At 34.9% G+C, this 5,606-nt stretch carries 6 protein-coding genes and 1 pseudogene; 1 reads left to right on the forward strand and 6 read right to left on the reverse strand.

Annotated elements, in window-relative coordinates; genetic code table 11:
- Positions 1-528 (reverse strand): annotated as a pseudogene (locus E2R68_RS13655) (IS3 family transposase); the annotation flags it as partial.
- Positions 522-803 (reverse strand): transposase, encoded by a 282-nt coding sequence (locus E2R68_RS13660; RefSeq protein ID WP_134278237.1) that lies wholly within the window; start codon positions 801-803, stop codon positions 522-524. The gene E2R68_RS13660 and the pseudogene E2R68_RS13655, both read right to left, overlap by 7 nt.
- Before the next feature lie 166 nt (positions 804-969).
- Between E2R68_RS13660 and E2R68_RS13665 the strand changes: the two genes are divergently transcribed.
- A complete protein-coding gene (locus E2R68_RS13665) occupies positions 970-2,163 on the forward strand; it encodes a hypothetical protein (protein WP_134278238.1) in 1,194 nt (397 codons plus the stop codon).
- Positions 2,164-2,627: 464 nt separating this feature from the next.
- Here E2R68_RS13665 and E2R68_RS13670 read toward each other — a convergent pair whose 3' ends face one another.
- From E2R68_RS13670 to E2R68_RS13685, 4 genes are all read right to left on the reverse strand, one after another.
- A complete protein-coding gene (locus E2R68_RS13670; RefSeq protein ID WP_134278239.1) occupies positions 2,628-3,830 on the reverse strand; it encodes a urate hydroxylase PuuD in 1,203 nt (400 codons plus the stop codon).
- Between the two features lie 66 nt (positions 3,831-3,896).
- The gene (uraH, locus tag E2R68_RS13675; protein ID WP_134278240.1) at positions 3,897-4,259 is read right to left on the reverse strand and encodes a hydroxyisourate hydrolase; all 363 of its coding nucleotides are present in this window, start codon (positions 4,257-4,259) and stop codon (positions 3,897-3,899) included.
- Positions 4,256-4,756: a 2-oxo-4-hydroxy-4-carboxy-5-ureidoimidazoline decarboxylase gene (uraD, locus tag E2R68_RS13680; RefSeq protein ID WP_134278241.1), complete on the reverse strand. Its 501-nt coding sequence runs from the start codon at positions 4,754-4,756 to the stop codon at positions 4,256-4,258. Before uraD ends, uraH begins: the two co-directional genes overlap by 4 nt.
- Positions 4,757-4,832: 76 nt before the next feature.
- Positions 4,833-5,549, reverse strand: a complete 717-nt coding sequence (locus E2R68_RS13685; protein WP_243834693.1) for a uracil-xanthine permease family protein — start codon at positions 5,547-5,549, stop codon at positions 4,833-4,835.
- Positions 5,550-5,606 lie beyond the last annotated feature (57 nt).

Here is a 5,606-nt window from a genome sequence, read left to right on the forward strand (position 1 = left end):
CCTCCAAACCGCCATCAACAACGCTTTAATTACGATATCTTTACCCATGTTAGCTTGCATAGACCAACCAATAATTTTTCGAGAGAATAGATCTAAAACAACCGCTAAATATAACCAACCCTCATACGTTTTTATGTAGGTAATATCTGCAACCCAAGCTGTATCAGGCTCACATACAACGAATTGTTGCTGTAAATGATTATCTGCAATGAGTGATGGTACCGATGACTTAAAGAAACGACGCTTATAGCCAATGTTGGCTTTCAACTTATTGTGTTTCATTAATCGAGCAACGCGATTTTCTCCACAGGTTTCACCAAGTCGACGAAGCTCATGTGTTATTCTAGGGCTTCCATATACTCCTCCACTTTCTGCATATGCTTCTTTAATTCGCACTAGGAGGCGTTCGTTCTCTTGCTTCTGCTTAGATTCTGGCTGTTTAAGCCAAGCATAGAAGCCACTGCGATGAACATTAAGCGCTAAACACATTGATTTAACGCGATAGACATTGAGTCTGGTTTTTATGAACGCGTATCTTTCCTTGACTCGCTTGCAAAGAACGCGGCGGCTTCCTTTAAAATATTCCTTTCTTCAGTTACCCGCTTGAGCTCGGCTTTAAGCTTTTTAATTTCATCCTGCTCGGCTGATTTAGTTGGTGGAACTTTTGCTTTTTTGACCCAGTAATAGAGGGATTTATCAGAAATACCTAAACGCTTGGCAACATCAGGAACTGAATAACCTTTATTTATTACTTGTCTAACAGCTTCATCTTTGAATTCTTGGGGGTATTTATTATTACTCATAACATCTCTCTTTAAATTTCAGTTTCTAAATATAAGATGTCTACAGATTTGAGGGAAGATCAGAGATCATTTTCTCTTTATCAGGAAGCATAAAAACACTTTAGAAAAAGAATTATTATCTTCGAAACTGTCTAAAGATTTTTCAGATAAAAGTAATCAATGGATAATGGATAATTTAGATTTAGCGTATAAAAGCTCTATTGATGAAGCTAATATTATAATCAATAAATTTCAAACCTATCGAATTGACAACATTCCATCAGAATCTTTGAGAATTGACACTGACAATTTGGAAAATCAAGCTATATATTCATTTTTTAAAAGAGCGAGGCAATTCTTAGTTCGTTTAAAAAGAACCTTTGAGTTTGAGAAAAACGCGATTAACAATATGAATAAAGGTGACGGGATTACTGAGTTTGTTAGGTTTGATTCTGTCTTAAATAAATTTAAAGTTCCTGTATTAGAAAAAAAGGAAGCAGAGGTTTCACAACTGCTTATTAACATAAATAAATTATCTAGAATATTTTTGAAGTATTTACCTGCTAAATCTTCTAAATTTATTGCCCCAAAGTTCAGTTCATTTGTTTTGGAAAATAAGCACTATAAAGTTACATTCCATAATATAGTTAAATTTTATAATGAAACTAAACCTATTAGAGATAATAACTCGATTCTAATGGGGTTAAGAAACCTCTCTCAAATATATGAGTTTACTGCGTTATTTGGAATGCTTAATACAATTAAAGCTAGCGGGTATACTTTGGAGTATGGCTCTGAGCATTGCTTTTCTAATACTTCGTTTGATGGACACCCAAGTGAGGAAGTAAGTAGAGACGAATTGAATAATGTCTATGTATTTTCAAATGATGCCTCACCTAAGCATAAGTTAAAATTAATGTATGAGCCTCAAGTAAATTGTATTAATGAAAATGCTAGTGCAGGTGATTTGGTTCGAGTGCGGAAATCTACAGGATCAAAATATAAGTATTATTGCCCAGACTATGTGGTGAGGAAATACCATGAAGATGATTTAAGTAATAATGAAATATTTATTTTTGATGCTAAATTTTCAACTATTGAGACTGTTAAAGAGTTTCAATTTGATAAACTGACTCATAATTATTTATTAGGTATACAAGAACTTTCTGTTCATGGAAATTTAAAGTCTACTGTCAAATACGTTGGCTTATTATGCGCCCAAAAATATCAAAGTAATTACCATCGTTTGGTAGAAAGTGCGCATTTTGTTACAGGACAACAACCTATTTACCCCCAAATAAGTGCGGAATACTATAATCCAGCGAAAGATGAACACTTGAAAGGGTTATTTAACACTTTATTCTCTATAAAATCACTATAAAGGGTATTTTGCCCTTTTTTATAATTGCTGTTAGTTTTTGTTTAAGAGCAACACTCTAAGTAATACTAGGAGTATACTTTTTCATTTAAGTTGTTGATGTTTAGATGGTTATTTTTTTGGGGCGTATGTGCTTATCAAATAGCTTTAGAGTGCCTCCCCTAAAAATAGTGTCATTTAATCTGCTTCCCCCTTATATTATCTACGCAAATAACATTGGGGTGTAAAGAGGGGGACTGGTAATTAATGTCTTGTTTTATTTGTTTAAAATCAGTCGCGTAGGTCATTTTAGGCGGTATGATGTAAGTAGCTTTTAACTCTATTACATATAGAACTGTCGGCTAAAACGAAAGCCCAAATAGCGATATTTGGGCTTTTTTATTTCTTTTAAGTAATAGTCAAAATATAAATAAAAGCCGCCTAATGATAAGTAGGTTATTAGAATTATGGATCGAAATTCACCATCACTATTTGTTCTTTGCTGCTCGATAATCTTCAATCCAAATTGCTAAAGTATCACGCTCTTCTTCTGTCATATTCGTCAGGTTTGCTAATGGCATATCTTTATTGATGACTGCTCGGGTATAAGTTTTCTCTGACTGTTTTTGCACATCTTCAATAGAATCAAGTACAAACCCTAAAGGTGCACTAGTAAACATCGCTGAAGTTGGCGTTGCGCTATGACACTCTGAACAGTGTTTTTCTATGATAGTCCAAGCTTGTTGGTTTGTTACTTGCACTGTATTTGTTCTAGGCTCAAAGCTTGACCAAGGTGCAATGGCTAACATCAATGCGAAAAAGGCCGCAATACCACTAACAAGAATGGAAGGTTTGTTGATGTGACGGTGTTTAAGGTTAAAATAATGTCTGATCCACATGCCGATAACAATCAATGCAATTAAGACTAACCATCCATATTGATGTGTATAAGTATGTGAAAAGTGATTGCTCAACATAATGAATATGATTGGTAAAGTGGCATAGTTGTTATGTATTGAACATAATTTAGCTTTTAACCCAACAGCTGGGTCTGGAATTCTACCCGCTTCCACTTCAGCAACTAGGTAACGCTGGCCAGGCATAATAATGTGATAAACATTGCCAGCCATACATGTACCAATCAAAGCACCAATGTGAATATAAACTGCTTTATCTGAAAATAAATGATCTAAGCCCCATGTCCACAATGTTAACAGAGCAATGATTGTTGTAGTGAATAGGTATCCTTTCGATACTAATGGTGAATTACATAAAAAGCGGTAAACAATATAGCCGACTGCAATACTGCCTAGTGACGTTGTAATTGCACTTACTTTACTTAATTCACTTTTACTTGCATCTAATAAGTTAGCATCAGCACCAATGTAATAAAGTAAGCTAAATAATAAAATACCAGTTATCCACGTAGTATAAGCTTCCCACTTAAACCAATGTAAAGTAGTGGGCATTTGTTCGGGGCCATTTTTATATTTAGCCACTTCATAAAAGCCACCACCATGTATAGCCCAAAGGTCACCACTAACCCCTTTTTCAGATTTTTCTTTTGGTGGTGTCTGTAAACTATTGTCTAACCAAGCAAAATAGAACGATGCTCCAATCCATGCGATACCTGCGATAACATGAAAATAGCGTAAGATTAAATGTGCTACTTCAATTAAATAATTTTCCATAATTCGTATTCCTATTTTTCTTGTTTTTATTGTTATGAGTTGATTTTATTTGTTAAATTTTACTCACTAACTACCTCTGTAAGTTGAGTAACCATAAGGTGAGAGTAGAAGCGGTATATGGTGATGCCTGGTATCTTCCAACTTGAAATTGATATCTACACTAGGATAAAAAGCAGTTAGGTTTTGCTGTTGCCAGTAAGGTTCCAGTAAAAAGACAATTTTGTAAGTGCCGAATAGTTGTTCATCTACTTTCTCTTGATACCAAGTATTATCTTGCCAGTCAGTAATACGGCCGTCTTCATTGGTCACAGCAGAAGAAAGCAAACGCCATTTATTATCTTGTTGTACGAGTAGTTCAATAGTGATACCTGAGGCAGGTTTACCTAACGAGGTGTCTAATACATGTGTTGTGATAGGGTTATTTTTCATAATAATTTTTCCAAGCGTAGAGTGGTTATTTTCACTTGCTCATCACTGGCAATTTTAAGTTCATATAAGCGTTCGTTGCCAATACGACTCTTAATTAATTCCAGCATTTGCAATGCGCTTTTACCAGATGCACAAACAATAAAAATGAAACCGAATTTCTGTAAATAAATTTGATTAAGCTCCACCATTTCTTCTAGGACTTCTTTCTCTGCACTAGACATTCCAGATTGTTCATGGCTTGCTGTGCTAGATGTGTTGGCATACTTTTTATGTAAAGTCGCGAGGTTTCCTATTTGAGGATGACCTGTAAATGCCTTCAGATAATCTTGCTCGGTTAATTGCAAAAAAATGTTTTGTGATACCTTAAGTAGTGAAACAGCATCATTAAAAGGGCGTGCTTTAATCATCTGATTGACCCAATTAGGTGCGCAGCAACAACTTTCAAAAATACTATAAGCTTGTACTTCACTTGCCTTGTTTATTTGCTCTAAACTCATCTACATTCCTTTTTAAATCTTATTTGCAGTAACAATAAAAAATAATCGATATAAAATTCACACAAATTTAGTTACTTTAACTTGTTGATGATTTTCTTTTTAGGTTGGATGGAATTTCTTCATCAATGGGGAAGCTTTGAATAATAGGGTGATATTTTTCTGGGTATTCGCCTAGAAATAAAGTAAGGAAAACGACTGTCAAACCACTTGCTGTAATAGGTGAGCCAAAAATACTTTTAACAATTGCACCTAAATCTCCACCAATATTTGCTGCAATTGTATTGACTACTTGAGGTACTAATAAAACACCTAATCCCATTCCAAATGAAACTGCCAGTGTGAGCATGTTTTTTCTGTTCAATTCAACGTGAGTCAAGATTTTGACTCCTGCCATTGCAACCGTTGAAAACATGATAATAGTGGCACCACCTAAGACTGAGTTTGGTACTGCGCGGAATACTGCGCCGATGTGTGGAAATAACCCCATCACAAGTAATATGCCACCAATCCAAACTCCAATATAGCGACTTGCTATACCTGTTAATTGTATTACGCCATTATTTTGGCTGAAGGTAGTATTAGGAAAAGTATTAAACGCACCTGCAATTAATGAATTTACACCATCGCCTAAAATACCTTGCTTAATACGTTTAAGATAAGATTTTCCAGTAATAGGTTGTTTTGATACGATACAGTTAGCAGTAATATCGCCAGATGTCTCAATGGCAGTAATACCAATTCCGTTAATTATGTGATCTAATAGTACTTCTTTGAAGGAGCTTATATGACCCACGATTTTACAGCCCTAATTAACGCGACATCTAATGCTAGACTCCGATTAAAACTAATT

The sequence above is a fragment of the Psychromonas algarum genome (genome assembly GCF_004376845.1).
Taxonomy (GTDB): Bacteria; Pseudomonadota; Gammaproteobacteria; order Enterobacterales; family Psychromonadaceae; genus Psychromonas.